At 71.4% G+C, this 19234-nt stretch carries 17 protein-coding genes and 1 pseudogene; 9 read left to right on the forward strand and 9 right to left on the reverse strand.

All coding sequences use genetic code 11. The features are described 5' to 3' along the window. The 3 genes and pseudogenes from D450_RS30340 to trxA form a co-directional block, all read left to right on the forward strand. Positions 1-529: pseudogene (locus D450_RS30340) on the forward strand (hypothetical protein); the annotation flags it as partial. 224 nt (positions 530-753) lie between these two features. Beyond that, positions 754-1686: a thioredoxin-disulfide reductase gene (gene trxB / locus D450_RS0115660; protein ID WP_017539604.1), complete on the forward strand. Its 933-nt coding sequence runs from the start codon at positions 754-756 to the stop codon at positions 1684-1686. Between the two features lie 68 nt (positions 1687-1754). Then, positions 1755-2078, forward strand: a complete 324-nt coding sequence (gene trxA / locus D450_RS0115665; protein ID WP_017539605.1) for a thioredoxin — start codon at positions 1755-1757, stop codon at positions 2076-2078. Between the two features lie 462 nt (positions 2079-2540). On the opposite strand, the gene D450_RS0115670 is transcribed toward trxA, so the two are convergent. From D450_RS0115670 to rpmH, 9 genes are all read right to left on the reverse strand, one after another. After that, positions 2541-3665 (reverse strand): peptidoglycan recognition protein family protein, encoded by a 1125-nt coding sequence (locus D450_RS0115670; protein ID WP_039820570.1) that lies wholly within the window; start codon positions 3663-3665, stop codon positions 2541-2543. Positions 3666-3986: 321 nt separating this feature from the next. After that, a complete protein-coding gene (locus D450_RS0115675; RefSeq protein ID WP_017539607.1) occupies positions 3987-4910 on the reverse strand; it encodes a ParB/RepB/Spo0J family partition protein in 924 nt (307 codons plus the stop codon). 22 nt (positions 4911-4932) lie between these two features. After that, positions 4933-5766 carry a ParA family protein gene (locus D450_RS0115680; protein WP_017558797.1) on the reverse strand — a complete coding sequence of 278 codons (834 nt, stop codon included), beginning with the start codon at positions 5764-5766 and terminating at the stop codon, positions 4933-4935. 185 nt (positions 5767-5951) lie between these two features. Further along, entirely contained in the window at positions 5952-6659 is a 708-nt protein-coding gene (rsmG, locus tag D450_RS0115685) for a 16S rRNA (guanine(527)-N(7))-methyltransferase RsmG (protein WP_017539609.1), read from the reverse strand. Between the two features lie 323 nt (positions 6660-6982). Continuing rightward, positions 6983-7471, reverse strand: a complete 489-nt coding sequence (locus tag D450_RS0115690) for a Jag family protein (RefSeq protein WP_026128581.1) — start codon at positions 7469-7471, stop codon at positions 6983-6985. A 153-nt stretch (positions 7472-7624) separates the two neighbouring features. Next, positions 7625-8581: a membrane protein insertase YidC gene (yidC, locus tag D450_RS0115695; protein WP_017539611.1), complete on the reverse strand. Its 957-nt coding sequence runs from the start codon at positions 8579-8581 to the stop codon at positions 7625-7627. 19 nt (positions 8582-8600) lie between these two features. Beyond that, positions 8601-8924 (reverse strand): membrane protein insertion efficiency factor YidD, encoded by a 324-nt coding sequence (gene yidD / locus D450_RS0115700; protein WP_017539612.1) that lies wholly within the window; start codon positions 8922-8924, stop codon positions 8601-8603. Further along, positions 8921-9355, reverse strand: a complete 435-nt coding sequence (gene rnpA / locus D450_RS0115705) for a ribonuclease P protein component (RefSeq protein ID WP_017539613.1) — start codon at positions 9353-9355, stop codon at positions 8921-8923. Before rnpA ends, yidD begins: the two co-directional genes overlap by 4 nt. Positions 9356-9431: 76 nt before the next feature. Further along, positions 9432-9575 carry a 50S ribosomal protein L34 gene (gene rpmH, locus D450_RS32550; protein ID WP_083932661.1) on the reverse strand — a complete coding sequence of 48 codons (144 nt, stop codon included), beginning with the start codon at positions 9573-9575 and terminating at the stop codon, positions 9432-9434. 765 nt (positions 9576-10340) lie between these two features. Here rpmH and dnaA point away from each other — a divergent pair. From dnaA to gyrB, 6 genes are all read left to right on the forward strand, one after another. Next, positions 10341-12467: a chromosomal replication initiator protein DnaA gene (gene dnaA / locus D450_RS0115710; protein WP_017539614.1), complete on the forward strand. Its 2127-nt coding sequence runs from the start codon at positions 10341-10343 to the stop codon at positions 12465-12467. A gap of 638 nt (positions 12468-13105) precedes the next feature. Then, positions 13106-14245: a DNA polymerase III subunit beta gene (gene dnaN, locus D450_RS0115715; protein WP_017539615.1), complete on the forward strand. Its 1140-nt coding sequence runs from the start codon at positions 13106-13108 to the stop codon at positions 14243-14245. A gap of 69 nt (positions 14246-14314) precedes the next feature. Further along, the gene (gnd, locus tag D450_RS0115720) at positions 14315-15220 is read left to right on the forward strand and encodes a phosphogluconate dehydrogenase (NAD(+)-dependent, decarboxylating) (protein WP_017539616.1); all 906 of its coding nucleotides are present in this window, start codon (positions 14315-14317) and stop codon (positions 15218-15220) included. Between the two features lie 73 nt (positions 15221-15293). Continuing rightward, on the forward strand, positions 15294-16424 hold the full coding sequence (gene recF, locus D450_RS0115725; RefSeq protein ID WP_017539617.1) for a DNA replication/repair protein RecF: 1131 nt from the start codon (positions 15294-15296) through the stop codon (positions 16422-16424). Continuing rightward, positions 16417-16896: a DUF721 domain-containing protein gene (locus D450_RS0115730; RefSeq protein WP_017539618.1), complete on the forward strand. Its 480-nt coding sequence runs from the start codon at positions 16417-16419 to the stop codon at positions 16894-16896. Before recF ends, D450_RS0115730 begins: the two co-directional genes overlap by 8 nt. Positions 16897-17277: 381 nt before the next feature. Next, positions 17278-19215 (forward strand): DNA topoisomerase (ATP-hydrolyzing) subunit B, encoded by a 1938-nt coding sequence (gyrB, locus tag D450_RS0115735; protein WP_083932662.1) that lies wholly within the window; start codon positions 17278-17280, stop codon positions 19213-19215. Positions 19216-19234: the final 19 nt, after the last annotated feature.

Genomic DNA, 19234 nt, shown 5'->3' on the forward strand with positions numbered 1-19234 from the left:
GATGCCCTACATCGCCGCCGCGGCCGCCGCCGTCTTCGTGTTCGGCGGGGGTGCGGCGCTGTTGCGGGGCATGGGCGACGACGGGGCCGGGCAGGGCGGTCCCACCAGCCTGGGGACCGGTGAACCCCATGCGATCAAGCCCTACAGCCCGGAGTTCGTGGAGAGCGGCACCGGGTACACCGCGGCGGGCCTGGAGGAGCAGGCCGGTGAGGTGCTGTCACTGGCCGTCCCTGAGTCGGCCTCCGGCTCCCCTGAGGGCGACGGGGAGGGGACGGGAACCTCGTCCCTGCCGTCGCCCGCGGAGGTGCCCGCCGACGTCTCCTCGTGCGTGGAGGGGATGGGCGACCCGTCGCCCGTCCTGGTGGACATCGCCACCTACGCGCCCGAGGACGGATCGGCCGAGGCCGCCTGGGTGATGTACACCGACGACGGCTCGGGGTCGTACACGGTCTCCGTGGTCTCCCCGGAGTGCACCTCCGGCGACCCCGCGGACGCCGTGCTCGACTCGGCCACCGTCGCCGGCCCCTGAGCGTGCACCGGTGCCAGCGGCCCTGCGCCGCCGGCACCGGACACCCCGCTCGCCCTCGTGCCTCGTCCTCGGCCCCGCTCCGCACAAGTTCTTGCCCGCACAGGTCACAGGCGGGTCTGGCGGGGGCGGGAATGGGGGGCGCCTACCCTGTGTTGAGAGGAACGATCTACCCGCAGGGTCACGGGCGGAAGTGACCTCCCCCAGCGAACGAAGGGCCGACGAGCGTGAGCGACGTCCGCAACGTAATCATCATCGGGTCGGGGCCGGCCGGCTACACCGCGGCCATCTACGCCGCGCGCGCCTCGCTCGAACCCCTGGTGTTCGAGGGTTCCATCACCGCCGGCGGCGCGCTGATGAACACCACCGAGGTCGACAACTTCCCGGGCTTCCCCGACGGGGTCATGGGGCCCGACCTCATGGACAACATGCGCAAGCAGGCCGAGCGCTTCGGCGCCGAGCTGGTGGCCGACGACGTGACCGAGGTCGACCTGGCCGCCGACCCCAAGGTCGTCAAGGTCGGCGACGAGACCCACCTGGCCCGGACCGTCATCATCGCCACCGGGTCGGGCTACCGCGAGCTGGGGGTCCCCGGGGAGAAGGAGTTCTCCGGCCGCGGCACCTCCTGGTGCGCCACCTGTGACGGCTTCTTCTTCCGCGACAAGGACATCGTCGTGGTCGGCGGCGGCGACACCGCCATGGAGGAGGCCACCTTCCTGACCCGTTTCGCCAAGTCGGTCACCGTGGTGCACCGCCGCGAGGAGCTGCGGGCCAGCAAGATCATGCAGAAGCGCGCCTTCGACAACGAGAAGATCCGCTTCGTGTGGAACAGCGAGGTCACCGAGGTCCTGGGGGAGTCCAAGGTGACCGGTGTCCGCCTGCGCGACCGCCTGACCGGCCACGAGAGCGTCCTGGACGTGGAGGGCGTGTTCATCGCCATCGGCCACGACCCGCGGGTGGAGCTCTTCTCCGGCCAGCTCGACCTCGACGACGAGGGCTACCTCGCGGTGCAGGCGCCGACCACCAAGACCCGGGTTCCCGGCGTCTTCGCCTGCGGCGACGTGGTCGACCACACCTACCGGCAGGCGATCACCGCCGCGGGCACCGGCAGCGCCGCGGCCCTGGACGCCGAGCGCTACCTGGAGAGCCTCAACGACTGACCGGACGGCGCCCCGCGGTGCCCTCCGGTGACCGACGTCCCGAGCGAAACCCGTAAGGAGTGAACGACGTGGCGGACCTGAAGCACGTCACCGATGCGACCTTCGAGGAGGAGGTCCTCAAGAGCGACAAGCCCGTGCTGGTCGACTTCTGGGCCGAATGGTGCGGGCCGTGCCGCCAGGTCGCCCCCATCCTTGAGGAGATCGCCAAGGAGTACGGCGACAAGCTGAGCATCGTCAAGCTCAACATCGACGAGCAGCCGAACACCACGCGTGAGTACGGGATCATGCAGATCCCCACGATGAACGTGTTCAAGGACGGCGAGGTCGTCAAGCAGATCATGGGTGCCAAGCCCAAGCGGGCCCTGCTGAAGGACCTCGACGGCATCATCTGATCGCCCTGCACGGCGCGAGCCGCTCAGCGCGAAGCACACCGCACGAAGGGCCCAAGGGGAGACGTCCCCTTGGGCCCTTCGCCGTTTCACGTGAAACCGCGCCTGTGGAACGCCGACTCCGGGCCCATGACGGTTTCTCGTGTCATGGCTTTGTCGCCATATCGCGCTACCGCTTCGTCCCACCGGCCGCACCCCGCCCCGCTCTCCGGGGCGACACTCTCCCCGGCGGTGCTGAGACGTCCACAGGAGTCCCAGAACCCCCTGAGGTATTCCCTGTGCGGACGAACGGCTCCTCGACCCTCCTGGAGGATCTGAGAGCCTCCCTGTGCGCACCTCGACCGCTTTCCCCGTCCCGGCCGGACCGATGGGCCTCTGACCGATGCGTCGCCGTATCGCCCTCTCGTCCTCTCGCCCTGTCGACATGTCCGCGTCGCACAGGCGTCGCAGGGCATCGGCGCGACGTCAGCCGACCGGGGATGCCAGACGCTCGCGCACCTCCCAGAACCGGGCCGCGAAGTCGTCGCCCGGGCAGGCCGTTCCTCCCCAGTCCCGATGCATGGCCACGGCGTGCACCTTCCGCGAGGTACCGGTCACCGGGTTCGTGTAATCGACACGGGCGGCCGGGTCCACCCCGCTCAGCGCGCAGAGCGTCCGCACCGCGCGCACCAGCGCGTCACGGGCCTGCCGGGTCGGCATGGCCGAGGTGAAGTCCCCCAGGAGGCACACCCCGATGTTGCCGGAGTTGTGCCCGACGGCGTGGGCCCCGGTGACGCACCGCGCGGAGCCCGGCAGCGGCGCCCCCTGGAACACCGGGAGAGGGCCGCCCGTCGCCCGCCCCTCGTAGACCGTCCCGTCCGGATCGATCAACAGGTGGTACCCGACGTCGCCCCAGCCGTTCTCCACGGTGTGCAGCCAGTAGATCGCGCGGACCGTCTCACGCGGATCCCGGGCCACCGGCATCGCGGCGTGGTGCACGGTGACCACCTGGACCGGATGGAACTCCGGTGCCCACCGCTCCGTCCCGTCGCTCCCCCGCCTCAGGTCCTCGTCGGCGCCCCATCCCGCGCGGGTGACGTAGGGCAGGGGCAGCGCCCCCTGCACCCCTCCGGTCTCCACGAGGCCGTCCGCCTCACCGCTCATCCGCCGCCTCCGGCCGGTGCGCGTGTCGATGGCGGTCGTCTCGACCGCCTCCTGGCCCTCCAGTTCCACCTCGTACCCGGTGGCCCCCGACGGTGCACGCAGCAGGGCGCCCCCTTCCTCGCCCGCGTCCGACCCGTGCCCGCCGGGGCGGACCTCGTGCCAGGGCCCCGGACCGTCCGGCCCGAGGAAGCGCATCCGCCCCTCCCCCGCTCCGTCGGCCGGGGCGACGGCGACGTGGTCGAAGGCGCGTCCGGGGACGACCGGACCACCGGCCGCAGGGACGCGCTCCACTGCGGTCCGGGGAAACGACGGCGGCTCCCCCGCCGTCGGCACCGCGCGCGCCAGCGCCTGCGCCGCTCCGCCCCAGCCGCCTCCGAGCAGCCGCTCCCCCAGCACCAGCGCCGCCGCACCGGCACCGGCCGCAACCAGCCTCCGCCTACGCACCATGGACCCCGTCACCCGCCTCTCGAACGCCGAGGACCGGCCCTCCGCACGGCGGAGGGCCGGTCCTCGGCCGGGGCGATGGCCCCGGCGGTTCAGGAGTCTAGGGAGCGCATCGCGTACGCCGCAGGGATTCGCGGATATCCCTGGAGCCGATGTTTCCCGTGAAACATCGCGGAGGGGACGCCGTCCCGGGACGGCATGTCGACACGTCCGCATGCGGGCACATCGGCAGGTGGTCGCATCGACAGGGATACGCGACAGGGGCGCATCGGCGGGTCCGGCGGCCGGAGCACGAAAATCCGCAGGAGGCCCCGGGCCACGGTCCTACTCCTTCTCGGGCGCCATCGCCGCGATGATCCGCTCCAGGTCCTCCTTGGTGGCGAACTCGACGACGATCTTGCCCTTGCTGCGCCCCATGTCGACCTTCACCCGCGTGTCGAAGCGGTCGGACAACAGTCCGGCCAGTTCCTCCATCTCGGGGTCGGCCTTCCGCGGCGCCGCCTGCTTCTTCTTGGGCTTCTCCTCCTCGGTCTCCCCGAGGGCGATCAGCTCCTCCAGTGCGCGGACCGACAGGCTCTCCTCCACGATGCGGCGGGCGAGGCGGTCCTGGGTGTCGGAGTCCTCCACCGACAGCAGCGCCCGGGCGTGCCCGGCGCTGATCACCGACGCGGCCACCCGCCGCTGCACCGCCGGCGAGAGGTTGAGCAGCCGCAGGGTGTTCGTGATGTGCGGACGGGAGCGCCCGATGCGCCGCGCCAGCTCCTCGTGGGTGGTGCCGAAGTCGTCCAGCAGCTGCTGGTAGGCGGCCGCCTCCTCCAACGGGTTGAGCTGCTGCCGGTGCAGGTTCTCCAGCAGCGCATCGCGCAGCAGCTCGTCGTCGCCGGTCTCGCGGACGATGGCGGGGATACGGTCGAGCCCGACCTCCTTGCTGGCCCGCCAGCGCCGCTCCCCCATGATCAGCTCGTAGCGGTCCGGCCCGAGCCGGCGCACCACGATGGGCTGGAGCAGCCCCACCTCGGCGATGGACGCGCGCAGCTCGTCCAAGGCCTCCTCGTCGAAGTGCTGCCGGGGCTGGCGCGGATTGGGCGTCACCGTGGAGAGAGGGATCTCTTCCAGGTAGGCACCGTCGACGGCGGCGCGTTCGGCCGCGCCGTCCTCGGCGGCATCGGCCGCCTCCTCCGGGGCCGCCGGCCCCTGGGGGATCAGCGCCCCCAGCCCCTTACCAAGACCCCGCCGCTGCTGGCTCACCGACGTCTCCCTTCCTGAACCCTCACTGGACTCCGGCGCCCGCCTCGGCCCGGTAGGCGATCTCCCGGGCGGCCTCCATATAGGCGACCGCGCCGGTGGATCCCGGATCGTAGGTCATCACGGACTGCCCGTAGCTGGGCGCTTCGGAGACGCGGACACTGCGGGGCACCAATGTCTTGAGTACCAGATCCCCGAAGTGTTGGCGGACCTCGTCGGCGACCTGTGAAGCCAGGCGGGTGCGGCCGTCGTACATGGTCAGCACGATGGTGGAGATGTCCAGCGACGGATTGAGGTGCGACTTGACCAGATCGACATTGCGCAGCAGCTGCCCCAGCCCCTCCAGCGCGTAGTACTCGCACTGGATCGGGATGAGCACCTCCTCGGCGGCGACCATGGCGTTCACGGTCAGCAGCCCCAGTGACGGCGGGCAATCGATCAGGATGTAGTCGAGCTCGCTGGTGTCATAGGCGCCCAGGGCGCGCTTGAGCCGCGCCTCCCGGGCGACCAGCGAGACCAGCTCGATCTCGGCGCCGGCCAGGTCGATGGTGGCGGGGACGCACCACAGGTCGGGGATTCCCGGGACCGGGCGGGCCAGATCCCGCAGCCCGGCGTCCTCGATCAGGCAGTGGTAGATGGTGCGGGCGTCCTGGTCGCGCTCCATCCCCAGTGCGGTGGAGGCGTTGCCCTGCGGGTCCAGGTCGACCACCAGCACGCGCTGACCGTGCATCGCCAGCGAGGCGGCGAGGTTCACGGTCGTGGTGGTCTTGCCGACGCCGCCCTTCTGGTTGGCGACGCCGATCACGCGGCAGTTCTGCGGGCGGGGCCAGATGTCGTCTCCGTAACCGCGCACGCTCATCGCGGCCTGGGCAGCGCGCGCTATGGGCGTATCAAGGTCTTCGGCGGGAGCGCCCGGGTCATCGGCGCCGGATCCGGTTTCACGTGAAACAGGGCCATCGGGGTGCAGGTCTCGGGGCGACCAGCTCGGCGTTTCACGTGAAACATCGACGCCGCCATCGGTGTGGTTCTCGGGCACGAATGAGTTCACCTCTTCCGTCCGCGCTTCTTCCTTCCGGCCGCGGCGCGTCGCGACGGGTGCGGACGCTCGCTCTCGGACGTCACCGTGACACGAACGACCGTGGTAGCGGGATCGACTTTACCGCTCCCCACCCGGATCACATCGGCGGCGCAGGGGCGCAGCGCCGACAATTCCCCGCGCGCCGACTCCAGTTCACTTTCCGCCTGCTCCCCCTTCAGCGCGAGCAGGCTCCCGTTCTTGCGCAGCAGCGGCAGCGCCCACCCGGCCAACCGGGTCAGCGGGGCCACCGCCCGGGCGGTGACGATGTCGGCCTTGAGGCCCTTCTGGTCCTCGGCCCGCCCCCGGAGGACGCGGACGTTCTCCAGTTCCAGGGTCTGGACCACCTCGCGGAGGAACACGGTCCGCCGCAGCAGCGGCTCCAGCAGCACCACCGAGATGTCGGGCCGGAGGATGCCGAGCACCACCCCGGGCAACCCGGCCCCGGAACCCACGTCGACGAGGTCGGCGTCCTGCGGGACCAGTTCCTCCACCACGGCGCAGTTGAGGATGTGCCGGTCCCACAGCCGCGGCACCTCCCGCGGCCCGATGAGACCGCGCTCCACCCCCGCACCGGCGAGCAGGTCCGCAAACCGCGCGGCCGTCTCGGCCCGATCCCCGAACAGCGCGACCGCCGTTTCGGGCGGAACCGTGCGATGGTCAGCGCCGGAGGTCATCTGTCACCACCTTGGTCTCTCCCATGGTCTCGCCGCCGCCCCGTCACCCCGGCGCTCCGCGCGCCGGTCGGCGTGTCCGCCTATTGGCCTCTCGCCGAATCGATCAACGGACATGTCGGCCGGTCGCCCTGTCGACTTCTCCCCCACGGCGTCCGCATCGTTGCGGCACTTCGGCGCTGGGACGCGGCCGCACGGGGCGTGAGGCGGCGCGACGGCCGTCAGCGGGGCGCGGTCGGCCCGCGTGGGTCCGGACAGCAAGAGGCGCCCCCCACATCCTATGTGTGAGGGGCGCCCGAGTTTCACGTGAAACGTCGCGCGGACGCTCAGTCGGCGGGGAGCACCACCACATAGCGGTAGGGCTCCTCACCCTCGGACTCACTCGTGAGCCCGGCGTCGGCCACCGCGTCGTGCACGACCTTGCGCTCGAACGGGGTCATCGGCTCCAGCGCCTTGCTCTCCCCGCTCTTCTTCACCTCGGCGGCCGCCTCCGACCCCAGGGTGCGCAGCTCACTGCGCCGGCCCTCGCGCCAGCCCCCGACGTCCAGCATGAGCCGGCTCCGATTGCCGGTGCTGCGGTGCACCGCCAGCCGGGTGAGCTCCTGAAGCGCTTCGAGCACTTCGCCGTTCTCGCCGATGAGCTCGTCCAGCGTGGCCCCGACCACCGAGACCACCGCACGGTCGCCCTCGACGTCCATGTCGATGTCGCCGTCGAAGTCGGCGATGTCGAGCAGCCCCTCGATGTAGTCGGCGGCCACGTCGCCCTCGTTCTCCAGGGCCTCGATGTCGATCGTCTCTTCGGGCGCGTCCGCCACCGCGACGCTGCCGCCGCTCTCCTCGGGGGCGTCGGTGTTGCCGTTGCTCACAGCGTGCTGTCTCCTCACGTTCGCGATCCCGCCGACCGCGCGCTTCTGGGGCGTCTCGCCTGCGCCCGGACGGCGTGCCCGGCCGGGTCGGCCGGGACTGCCCTACTTCTTCGGACGACCGCCGCCGCCGCGCTTCGCCCGGGGCTGCTTCTTCGGCTGCTTACGCTCGATCTTAGGCTCTTCCACCGGTTCCGGGGCGCTCTCCTTGCGTTTGCCCAGAAGGCCCTTGGCCGACCCGTTGGCGGCGCCCGACGCCCCGCCCGCGGCCGCACCGGCCTTGGCCTCCTCGCTCCCGGGAGCGGGGAACTTGCGGTACATCAGGTGCTGCTGCCCCATGGTCCACAGGTTGGAGGTGACCCAGTAGACCAACACACCGATCGGCATGCCCAGACCGAAGAGACCGAAGGCCGGCGCCAGGTACATCATGATCTTCTGCGACTGCGCCATCGGGTTGTCGGCCATCTGCACCGTGGTGCGCTTCATGCTCTGGCGCATGGTGAGGAAGGTCGTCGTCCCCATGATCACACAGGCGATGACGATGACGATCTTGGCGACCACCGGGTCGGAGCCGTAGCTCTCCAGCTCGGCCGAGGAGCTGGTGAACTGGGCGGCGACCGGGACGTGGAAGATGAGGGCGCCGCGGGCGCTCTCCACCAGGTTCTCGGTGAAGCCGTACTGCGCCTCGCCCTGGGCGACCGAGCGCAGGACGCTGAACAGGGAGAAGAAGACCGGCATCTGCAGCAGCAGGGGCAGGCAACCCATGATGGGGTTGGTCCCGCTCTCCTGGTAGAGCTTCATCATCTCTTGCTGCTGGCGCTGCTTGTCGTTCTTGTAGCGCTCTTTCACCTTCTGCAGCTGCGGCTGCATGTCCTGCATCTTCCGCTGCGTGTGCATCTGCTTCACGAACAGCGGGACCATGATCAGCCGCATCAGGACCGTCAGCAGCACGATGGACAGGCCCCACGCCCATCCGCCGTCGGGGTCGAACCCGATGAAGGTCAGGGCCGAGTGGATCTGGATCAGCACCCACCCGACGATGTTGTACAGCCAGTCCAGCACCGGCCAACTCCCTCTTATGTCAGTTCGGCGACGGGTTCGCGGATCCGGTCCCGGACGCGCCGGGCCCCTCTCCCGTGTCGCTCGGTTGGTGGTCGCGTGCCCCCGGGCGCGGGGGAACCGGGTCGAGTCCGCCCGGATGGAAGGGGTGGCAGCGCGCGATCCGGCGCACGGCCAGCCACAGCCCCCGCAGCGCTCCGTGTACCTGGAGCGCCTGCACCGCATAGGCGCTGCAGGAGGGGTAGAAGCGACAGACCGGGGGGAACAGCGGCGAGACGAACCGCTGGTACCCCCTGATGGGCACGATGAGGGCCCGCGCAAGGGGCCGGGGTCTGTCGTCGGTCATGAACCCGCCCGCTGATCTCCGTCGGCGCGAGCGGCGTCGCCCCCGCCCCGTCCCTTACGGCGGCGTGTCGCACCGCTCTTGGGGCGCCGAACCGCGGCGAGGGCGGCGTCGAGCTGCTCGGCCAGAGTGTCGTATCCAACGTGGGCGGCCAAGGGTTTGGCCCGCACTACCAGCAGGCTACCCGGAGGCAGGTCGGCGGTCCGGTCGCGCATCAGGTGGCGCAGGCGGCGCTGCACCCGATTGCGCACCACCGCCGACCCCACCGCCTTGCTCACGGTGAACCCGACCCGGGGCCGGGCGTCGGCGTCCGGGTCGTCGGGGCGGGGCAGGAGCAGCACGACGCCCAGGGCGTCACGGCCGGCCCGCCGCCCCCGTCGCATGACGCGGCCGAAATCGGCGCTGCGCCGCATGCGGTTGCGGGACGACAACATGGGTTCGGTCCTCGAACACAAGAAGGGGACCGGCCTGCGGGCAGACCGGTCCCGAAGTCATCGGCTGAGCCGTGGGTCAGTGGCTCGCGGTCAGGCGCGCGCGCCCCTTCTTGCGACGGGACGCGATGATGGCGCGGCCGGCGCGGGTCCGCATGCGCAGCCGGAAACCGTGGACCTTGGCACGGCGCCGGTTGTTCGGCTGGAACGTACGCTTACTCACTGCTGGGCTCCAGGGGCGTCTTAGAGAAGTGCTTGCGCGCGGTACCGCGATGCGGGCCGCACATGTCCTGCTCAACAACGTCGCGGGGACGTCCGAGGCTCAGGAACATCGCCCGCTCGCGCCGCTCGCCGGATGCTCCGCGCCGAGCGGGGCGCATTCCGGTAGCGACTTAAGCATAAAGAAGATACGGCCGTGCCCGTCCCCGGTCAAATCGGCCGCCGGTGCCCACCTGGAAGGACGCATGCGGGCGGGAGGCCGAAGACCCTGCGGCCGCGCGGTTTCCACACTACCCACCGGTTGTGGACGACGCGCTGTCCACAGCGGTGGAAGATCCCCCACACACCCCTAAGCTGTGGATAACGTGGAGCCGGGGCGATCGGCCCTCCGGAGCGCCGGCCCGCGCGGCGCCCACCCGGCCGCCCCCAGGTCACTACCCAGGGTGAACAGGGAATTGTGGACAACCAGCGGTTCCCGCCCATCCCGGCCCGGCCTGTGAACGAACCGGTGCACAACTTGTGGACACCGCCCCCACCCTGTGGAAAGCGGGCGGCCGGTCCCGAACACGGCGCGGGCACCCGGCCGACGCTCCGTGCACAGGCAATCCACAGCGAACCCCCGCTCCGCCCACAAGGAGGGGACCCACGACTCCCCGGTCCACAGGGGCCGGGACGACCGGGACAATGGGGCGTCCGGCCCGCACGCGCGGGGCCCGGGCACCGCCGAGCAGCCGACCGCCGAGAAGGGGACGAACCATGGCAGGGCACCGTGTCTGAGGCGCAGGTCAACCTCGCGGTGGTGTGGTCCAGCGTCCTGGACGGGCTGGACAGCAACGCGCTGCCCCCGCACCAGCGGGCGTGGTTCCTGCAGACCCGGCCGCTGGGCCTGATCGAGGACACCGCGCTGCTGGCCGCGCCGAACGACTTCGCCAAGGAGATCCTGGAGACCCGGCTGCGGGAGAGCATCAGCCGGGCCCTCTCCGCCGAGCTCGGCCGGGAGATCCGGGTGGCGGTGACGGTGGACCCCACGGCCGTGCAGCCCGCCCCGTCGCCGGCCCCCCAGCCCCCGTCCGCGCAGAGCCCGCCGCCCCCGCCCTCGCCGGCCCAGCCGCCGTCCCCGCAGGGCACGCGGCCCGCCCCGTCGCCCCCCCGTCCGGACGAGGAGGAGCGCCCGGCCCCGGAGAACGGCCCCGCCCCGGCCGATCTGCCCGCTCCCCCGCCCTCGGAGGCCCTGCCCGACGGGCAGTTCGGCCGCCCCGAACCCGCGCGCGGCCATCCACAGCCCTATGGACGGAGTGAGTCCGCCCACCGCGACCAGGGCGCCGAGCCGCCCGGCGAGGACCTGCTCGCCGGTCCCCCGCCCGCGCAATGGGAACAGCGCCCCCGGCAGTGGGACTCCTCCCCTCGCGACCACCGCCCCTGGGACCACGGCGCCCCGGCCCAGTGGGAGCACCCCTCCCCTGAGCAGCAGGGCCGTCCGCCCCAGGGATCCTGGGACCGGCCCCAGTGGGAGCAGCCCGCCTGGGACGCGCCTGGCCAGCAGGGCCAGCAGGGCCAGCAAGGGCAGCAGGGACCACAGGGGAACCACGGTCAGCAGGCCCCTCAGTCGGGCCGTCCACAGGGGTGGGAAGAGCGGCGGCAGCCCCAGTGGGAACGGTCACCCTGGGAGGAGCCGTCGGCCCCGGCCTGGGAGCAGGGCCGCTGGGAGCCGGCCGCGGAGGCACAGCCGTCCCCGGCCGGCGGGACCGAGGGGCCGGGCGCGGAGGCCCCGGCCTCCGGTGACGGCCCGGTCCCGCCGCCGCCGGCGCCCAGCCCGCCGGACACCGAGGGCGGCAACCAGCCGCACACCTCGGCCGAGCCCGCGCGGCTGAACCCCAAGTACACCTTCGACACCTTCGTCATCGGCGCCAGCAACCGCTTCGCCCACGCAGCCGCGGTCGCCGTCGCCGAGGCGCCGGCCAAGGCCTACAACCCGCTGTTCATCTACGGCGGATCGGGGCTGGGCAAGACCCACCTGCTGCACGCGATCGGCCACTACACCCAGCGGCTCTACGACGGGGCCCGGGTGCGCTACGTGAGCTCGGAGGAGTTCACCAACGAGTTCATCAACTCCATCCGGGACGGCAAGGCCGACGGCTTCCGGCGCCGCTACCGGGACATCGACGTACTCCTGGTGGACGACATCCAGTTCCTGGAGAACAAGGAGCAGACGCAGGAGGAGTTCTTCCACACCTTCAACACCCTGCACAACTCCAACAAGCAGATCGTCATCTCCAGCGACCGGCCGCCCAAGCAGCTGGTCACCCTGGAGGACCGGCTGCGCAACCGGTTCGAGTGGGGTCTGATCACCGACGTCCAGCCGCCCGAGCTGGAGACCCGGATCGCCATCCTGCGCAAGAAGGCCGCCCAGGAGGGGTTGGCCGCCCCGCCCGAGGTGCTGGAGTTCATCGCCAGCAAGATCTCCACCAACATCCGGGAGCTGGAGGGCGCGCTGATCCGGGTCACCGCCTTCGCCAGCCTCAACCGGCAGTCGGTGGACCTGCACCTGACCGGCATCGTGCTCAAGGACCTCATCCCCGACGACGAGGGCCCCGAGATCACCGCCTCGGCGATCATGGCGCAGACCGCCTCCTACTTCGGGCTCACCACCGAGGACCTGTGCGGCACCTCGCGCTCGCGGGTGCTGGTGACCGCCCGGCAGATCGCGATGTACCTGTGCCGGGAGCTCACCGACCTGTCGCTGCCCAAGATCGGTCAGCAGTTCGGCGGCCGCGACCACACCACGGTGATGCACGCCGACCGCAAGATCCGCTCGCTGATGGCCGAGCGCCGCTCGATCTACAACCAGGTGACCGAGCTCACCAACCGCATCAAGCAGGAGTCGCGCAACGGGTGACGCGCCCGGCGACCGCAGCTTTTCCGGGCCGCCTCCGGGGGCCGGATCCCCTGCCGCACGGCCGGATCCGGACGTTGTTTCCCCAGGGGCGGCCCTTTTTCTGTGGACAACCCGTGGACAACCCTGGGGACGACCCCCGGATTCCTGTGGGCAGGCTGGGGACGGCCTGTTGACGGTGTGCGGACGCCGCTCCGCCCCGGTCCACCGCCCCTGTGGGTAAGCCGTGGACAACCGGTGGACGAGGGGTGGATAACCCGGGGAGAACCTGTGCACGCCCGAGCGGCCTCCACAGCCGCGCGCGTTCTCCACAACCGCCGCCCACAGCCCCGGTGGACAAAAATCTCCGGTCTGACCTGCGCAAAGGACCTCTATCCACACTGTCCACAGCCCCTACTATTACGGCTCCCCTTGTTAAACCCCATGAGGCTTCAAAATCAGGTTCGGGCCCGATCTGTGGATGAGCGCCTCCCGGCCTCCCGCACACCGCTCGGCCCCCTCCACCGGTCAGGTGTTGCGGGCAGCGCAGGGCGGTGAATGCGGGTACCGTGTGAATCCGTCCCCGAGGTGAGCCCGCGCCGTCTCCACGCCCCACCGCTCACTGGGGTCAGCAGACGCCTTCGAGGAGAGTGAGTCGGAAAGTGAAGTTCCGGGTCGAACGCGACGTACTCGCGGACGCCGTCGCCTGGACGGCGCGCAGCCTGCCGGTCCGCCCCTCGGTGCCGGTGCTCGCCGGGATGCTGCTGGACGCCTCCGAGGACGAGGGCCGCCAGCGGCTGCGGCTGTCCAGCTTCGACTACGAGGTCTCCGCGCAGGTGTCGGTGGACATCGAGATCGAGGAGCCCGGCACCTGCCTGGTCTCCGGCCGCCTCCTCGCCGAGATCACCCGCAACCTTCCTCCACAGACGGTGGAGATCGCGACCGACGGCGCGAAGGTGACGGTCTCCTGCGGCAGCGCGAAGTTCACACTGCTGACCCTGCCTGTGGAGGACTACCCGACCCTGCCGGACATGCCCGGGCAGACCGGGTCCGTCGGCAGCGACGTCTTCGCCGCCGCGGTGGCCCAGGTGGCCGTGGCCGCCGGCCGCGACGACACCCTGCCGATGCTCACCGGCGTGCGGGTGGAGATCGAGGGCGACACCCTGACGCTGGCCTCCACCGACCGCTACCGCCTGGCCGTGCGCGAGATCACCTGGACGCCGCAGGACCCCGGCGTCTCCGCGGTCGCCCTGGTCCCCGCCAAGACCCTGGCCGACACCGCCAAGTCGCTCACCTCCGGCGCCGAGGTGTCCATCGCGCTGTCCACCGGCGAGAACGCCGAGGGGATGATCGGTTTCGAGGGCGGCGGCCGCCGCACCACCACCCGGCTGCTGGACGGGGAGTTCCCCAAGTACCGCGCCCTGCTGCCGGACTCCTTCAACTCGGTCGCCGAGATCAACAAGTCCGAGTTCATCGAGGCGGTCAAGCGCGTGTCGCTGGTCGCCGAGCGCAACACCCCCCTGCGGCTCGCCTTCGGCGAGGACCGCCTGGTCCTGGAGGCCGGGACCGGTGACGAGGCACAGGCCGTCGAGGTGCTGGACGCGTCCCTGGAGGGCGAGGAGATCCAGATCGCCTTCAACTCGTCCTTCCTGCTGGACGGGCTGGGCGCGGTCGACTCCGACATCGCCCGGCTGCAGTTCACCACCTCGACCAAGCCCGCCATCATCTCCGGCAAGCCCGCCGACGAGTCCGCCGCCTCCGACTACCGGTACCTCATCATGCCGGTGCGGCTCTCCGGCTGAGCCGGGGGCCGGTACTTCCAGCCCCGGCGAAGGCCGGGGACGAACAGGGTCCTAGGGGGAGAGGTCACGATGAAGCTGGGCATGGTCGGCCTGGGCAAGATGGGCGGCAACATGGCCGCGCGGCTGCGGGACAAGGGCCACGAGGTGGTCGGGTTCGACTTCGACCCCGCCGTGAGCGACGTGGGCAGCCTCACCGAGCTGGTCGAGCGCCTGGAGGCCCCCCGCACGGTGTGGCTGATGGTCCCCGCGGGCGAGGCCACCGACGGCGCCGTCGAGGAGCTGGGCGGCCTGCTGGACGAGGGCGACCTGGTCATCGACGGCGGCAACTCGCACTATGTCAAGGACCGTGAGCACGCCGACGTCCTCAAGGCCAAGGGCGTGCACTACCTCGACACCGGGGTCAGCGGCGGCGTCTGGGGCCGGGAGAACGGCTACGGCATCATGGTCGGCGGGGCGCCCGAGGACGTCGCGCGGGTGCGGACGGTCTTCGAAGCGCTTACCCCGGACGAGGGCGGCGGCTTCGTGCACGCCGGCGGCGTCGGCGCCGGGCACTTCGTCAAGATGGTGCACAACGGCATCGAGTACGGCATGATGCAGGCCTTCGCCGAGGGCTTCGAGCTCATGCAGGCCTCCGACATCGTCGACGACGTCCCGGGCACCTTCGACAGCTGGCGCGAGGGGACCGTGGTCCGCTCCTGGCTGCTCGACCTGCTGGTGCGGGCGCTGGAGGAGGACCCGGAGCTGGAGGGGCTGCGCGGATACGCGCAGGACTCCGGCGAGGGGCGCTGGACCGTCCAGGCCGCCGTGGACCACGCGGTCCCGGCCCCGGCCATCACCGCGGCCCTCTACGCGCGCTTCGCCTCCCGGCAGGAGGACAGCCCCGCGATGAAGGTGATCGCCGCGCTGCGCAACCAGTTCGGCGGGCACGCCGTGGCCACCGCTACCGACGACCCGGCGCGCACCCCGCGCAGCTGAGCCGCGCCGTTTCACGTGAAACCCGGGAACGCCGGGGGCGCGGGCCCCGGTGCTCGTAGGAGGGAGAGGCCGGATGTACGTCTCGCACCTGCAACTGGCCGACTTCCGCTCCTATGAGTCCGCCCTGCTGGAGCTGGAGCCGGGCGTCAGCACCTTCGTCGGCCCCAACGGACAGGGCAAGACCAACCTGGTCGAGGCGATCGGGTACGTGGCCACGCTGGGCAGCCACCGCGTCTCGGCCGACGCCCCGCTGGTGCGCCGCGGCGCCGAGCGGGCCGTGGTCCGCTGCGCGGTGGTCGCGGGCGAGCGCCGGGCGGTGGTCGAGCTGGAGATCAACCCCGGCAAGGCCAACCGGGCCCGGCTCAACCGCTCCCCCGCCACCCGCCCCCGCGAGGTGCTGGGCGTGCTGCGCACCGTGCTCTTCGCCCCCGAGGACCTGGCCCTGGTCAAGGGCGACCCCGGGGACCGCCGGCGGTTCCTGGACGAGTTGCTGGTGTCCCGGGCCCCGCGCTTCGCCGCGGTCCGCTCCGACTACGAGCGGGTGCTCAAGCAGCGCAACGCCCTGCTGAAGTCGGCCTCGGCCCGCTACCTCAAGCGCCAGGAGGTCGACCTGTCGACCCTGGACGTGTGGGACGAGCACCTGGTCACCGCCGGCGCCGAACTGCTCGCCGGGCGCCTGGCGCTCACCGCCGAGCTGCAGCCGCTGGTGGCCAAGGCCTATGCCGAGCTGGCCGGGTCGGACGGAGCCCCGGCGCTGCGCTACCGCTCCTCGGCCGACCCGGACGCCCCCGACCTGGCCGCCGACCGCGACCACCTGGCCGCGGTGCTGCGCGCCGCCCTGGCCGACGCGCGCCACCAGGAGCTGCAGCGCGGGGTCAGCCTGGTCGGCCCGCACCGCGACGACCTGGTGCTGGCCCTGGACGACATGCCCGCCAAGGGCTACGCCTCCCAGGGCGAGTCGTGGTCCTTCGCGCTGGCGCTCCGGCTCAGCGCCTATGAGCTGCTGCGCGCCGACGGCGAGGACCCGGTGCTCATCCTCGACGACGTCTTCTCCGAGCTGGACGCCGCCCGGCGGCGCCGGCTGGCCGAGCACGTGGCCCACTGCGAGCAGGTCCTGGTCAGCGCCGCCGTCCCCGAGGACATCCCCGAGGAGCTGCGCGGGGCGCGGTTCCGCGTGCGCGAGGGGGAGGTCGAGCGTGACTGACGACGAGGGCGCGAGCGCCGCCCCCTCCCCCAGCGGCATCGACCTGGCCCGCCAGGCGCTGGCCCAGGCCCGCGCCGCCGCACGGGAGCGGGGCGCCTCCCCCGGCCCGCGGCCGCAGCAGCGGCGCCGGGGCCGCGTGCGGTCGCGCCGCGACCCCCAGCCCTTCGGCGAGGCCGTGCGGGCGTGGCTGGCCGAGCGCGGGTACGCCGAGCAGGTGGCGGTCGGCGGGGTGTTCGGCCGCTGGAGCGAGATCGTCGGCGAGTTCAACGCCCAGCACCTGCGCCCGGTCTCCTACGAGGGGGGCGAGCTGGTGGTGGCCGCCGAGTCGGCCACCATGGCCGCGCACGCGCGCGCCATGGCCCGGGACCTGATCCGCCGCCTCAACGAGGAGCTCGGCCAGGGCACGGTGCACACGATCAAGGTGAACGGCCCGGGCCGGGGGCGCAGCGCCGGGCGGCTGCGCGCACGGTGACCGGCCGGTAGTCGCCGGGTGACCGGCCGGGGGCCGGGCGGCGACCCCGCCAAGAGTCCTGAACCGCTCCCGGATTCGTCGGCACGGGGGGACGCGTGTAGGGAGTCGGGTCCCATTCCGTTCGCGCGTTGTGGGGCGCCACAGCGTCTCTGATGCCACTTTCCTGCGGTGCGCGCGGTATCATGGAGACGGTTCTTCGGACGCTTTCGCCGGTACGGCTCACCCCAGACGAGGGTGGCGGGATCAAGGGGTGGTGAGCGGGGTCCGGCGGTGGTGCGGCGTGCGTGCCCTCCTCCCGGAGCCGCCCGTCCCCGCTGATCCCCCTCGCGCGCGGGGGCGGACCGACCGCAATGGCGTCCCCCAGCAGGAGGGTGTTCCCACTTGGCCTACGATGCTCGATCGATCACGGTTCTGGAAGGGCTCGAGGCGGTACGCAAGCGCCCCGGCATGTACATCGGCTCCACCGGTGAGCGGGGTCTGCACCACCTGGTCTACGAGGTGGTGGACAACTCGGTCGACGAGGCGCTGGCCGGCCACGCCGACGCCATCGAGGTGACCCTGATGGCCGACGGCGGCGTCCGCGTCGCCGACAACGGGCGCGGCATCCCCGTCGACCTCCACCCGGTGGAGAAGCGGCCGGCGCTGGAGCTGGTGCTCTCCACGCTGCACGCGGGCGGCAAGTTCGACGGCAAGTCCTACGCGGTCTCCGGCGGCCTGCACGGCGTGGGCGTCTCCGTGGTCAACGCGCTGTCCAGCCGGCTGGAGGCGGAGGTCCGCCGGGACGGCCACGTGTGGCGCCAGCACTACGAGGTGACCCGGCCCACCGCGGACGTGGCCAAGGGCGAGGAGACCGCCGAGACCGGCACCCAGATCACCTTCTGGGCCGACCCGACGATCTTCGAGACCACCACCTACAGCTTCGAGACGCTGGCTCGCCGCATGCAGGAGATGGCCTTCCTCAACAAGGGGCTGTCCATCACCCTGCGGGATGAGCGGCCGGAGTTCCTCGCCGACGGCCCGGTCGTGCAGACCTTCCACTACGAGGACGGCCTGGTCGACTTCGTCCGGCACATCAACGCCAAGAAGGAGCCGTCGCACGCCTCCATCATCGACTTCGAGGAGGACGGCGAGGGGATCTCGGTCGAGATCGCCATGCAGTGGAACCAGTCCTACACCTCCTCGGTGCATACCTTCGCCAACACCATCAACACGGCGGAGGGCGGCACCCACGAGGAGGGCTTCCGCACCGCGCTCACCTCGGTGGTCAACCGCTACGCGCGCGACCAGAAGCTGCTGCGGGAGAAGGACGACAACCTCACCGGCGACGACATCCGCGAGGGCCTGACCGCGATCATCTCGGTCAAGCTGGCGGACCCCCAGTTCGAGGGCCAGACCAAGACCAAGCTGGGCAACACCGAGGCCAAGTCCTTCGTGCAGCGGGTCACCCACGAGCACGTGCGCGACTGGTTCGAGCGCAACCCGGGCGAGGCCAAGGACATCGTCTCCAAGGCCAGCCAGGCGGCGCGCGCCCGCATCGCGGCCCGACAGGCGCGGGACCTGACCCGGCGCAAGACGCTGCTGGAGTCCACCTCGCTGCCCGGCAAGCTGTCGGACTGCCAGTCCACCGAGCCGGAGAAGTCCGAGGTCTACATCGTCGAGGGCGACTCGGCCGGCGGTTCGGCCAAGGGCGGCCGCGACCCCCTCTACCAGGCGATCCTGCCGATCCGCGGCAAGATCCTGAACGTGGAGAAGGCGCGGATCGACCGGATCCTGAAGAACAACGAGGTCCAGGCGATCATTACCGCCCTGGGCACCGGGATCCACGACGACTTCGACATCGAGAAGCTCCGGTACCACAAGATCATCCTGATGGCCGACGCCGACGTCGACGGCCAGCACATCCGGACGCTGCTGCTCACCCTGCTCTTCCGGTTCATGAAGCCGCTGATCGAGGCCGGCCACGTCTACCTGGCCATGCCCCCGCTCTACAAGGTCAAGTGGGACACCCGCGGCAACGACGTGAACTACGTCTTCAGCGACCGCGAGCGGGACGAGGTCATCGCCCGCGGGGTCGCCCAGGGCAAGAAGGACCCGCGCCCGCGCGACCTGGTGCAGCGCTTCAAGGGTCTGGGCGAGATGAACGCCAACGAGCTGTGGGAGACCACCATGGACCCGGCCAGCCGCCTGCTGCTGCAGGTCACGCTGGACGACGCGGCCCAGGCCGACGAGATGTTCAGCGTGCTGATGGGCGAGGACGTGGAGTCGCGCCGCTCGTTCATCCAGCGCAACGCCCGCGACGTCCGGTTCCTGGACATCTGACCGGGGCGCTCCCCCACAG

This window comes from Nocardiopsis halophila DSM 44494 (genome assembly GCF_000341245.1).
Taxonomy (GTDB): Bacteria; Actinomycetota; Actinomycetes; order Streptosporangiales; family Streptosporangiaceae; genus Nocardiopsis_A; species Nocardiopsis_A halophila.

Excerpts from the sequence above, each read along its gene's own strand:
- yidD (WP_017539612.1), bottom strand. The coding sequence starts at position 8,924 with ATGACCGACGACAGACCCCGGCCCCTTGCGCGGGCCCTCATCGTGCCC.
- D450_RS0115670 (WP_039820570.1), bottom strand. The coding sequence starts at position 3,665 with ATGGTGCGTAGGCGGAGGCTGGTTGCGGCCGGTGCCGGTGCGGCGGCG.
- recF (WP_017539617.1), top strand. The coding sequence starts at position 15,294 with ATGTACGTCTCGCACCTGCAACTGGCCGACTTCCGCTCCTATGAGTCC.
- rnpA (WP_017539613.1), bottom strand. The coding sequence starts at position 9,355 with ATGTTGTCGTCCCGCAACCGCATGCGGCGCAGCGCCGATTTCGGCCGC.
- gnd (WP_017539616.1), top strand. The coding sequence starts at position 14,315 with ATGAAGCTGGGCATGGTCGGCCTGGGCAAGATGGGCGGCAACATGGCC.
- D450_RS0115680 (WP_017558797.1), bottom strand. The coding sequence starts at position 5,766 with ATGAGCGTGCGCGGTTACGGAGACGACATCTGGCCCCGCCCGCAGAAC.
- rsmG (WP_017539609.1), bottom strand. The coding sequence starts at position 6,659 with ATGACCTCCGGCGCTGACCATCGCACGGTTCCGCCCGAAACGGCGGTC.